This window comes from Streptomyces nanshensis (assembly GCF_001751255.1).
GTDB classification, from domain to species: domain Bacteria; phylum Actinomycetota; class Actinomycetes; order Streptomycetales; family Streptomycetaceae; genus Streptomyces; species Streptomyces nanshensis_A.
This window is the reverse complement of sequence record NZ_LJGW01000491.1, coordinates 1-539: the sequence shown is the minus strand read 5'-3', so window position 1 is coordinate 539 and position 539 is coordinate 1. Positions and strand designations below refer to the sequence as shown.

Below are 539 nucleotides of genomic sequence, written 5' to 3'. Positions count from 1 at the left end.
TTGGGGTGGTGGGTGGCTGGTTGTTGTTTGAGAACTGGACAGTGGACGCGAGCATCTGTGGCCAAGTTTTTAAGGGCGCACGGTGGATGCCTTGGCATCAGGAACCGATGAAGGACGTGGGAGGCCGCGATAGGCCCCGGGGAGCTGTCAACCGAGCTGTGATCCGGGGGTGTCCGAATGGGGAAACCCGGCAGTCGTCATGGGCTGTCACCCGCATCTGAATGTATAGGGTGTGTGGAGGGAACGCGGGGAAGTGAAACATCTCAGTACCCGCAGGAAGAGAAAACAATAGTGATTCCGGGAGTAGTGGCGAGCGAAACCGGATGAGGCTAAACCGTATGTGTGTGAGACCCGGCAGGGGTTGCATGTGCGGGGTTGTGGGACGGGACTTCGGTCGTCTGCCGGCGGCTGGGTGAGTTAGAAACCATTGCGATAGGCGAAGGGCATGCGAAAGGCCCGGCGTAGAGGGTAAGACCCCCGTAGCTGAAATTGTGGTGGCTCACTTGTTCTGTTTCCCGAGTAGCATGGGGCCCGTGAAA

At 58.6% G+C, this 539-nt stretch carries 1 rRNA gene; it reads left to right on the top strand.

Annotation, left to right across the window (positions count from 1 at the left end):
* Window positions 1-59 precede the first annotated feature (59 nt).
* Window positions 60-539, top strand: a 23S ribosomal RNA gene (locus tag AN218_RS29015); the annotation flags it as partial.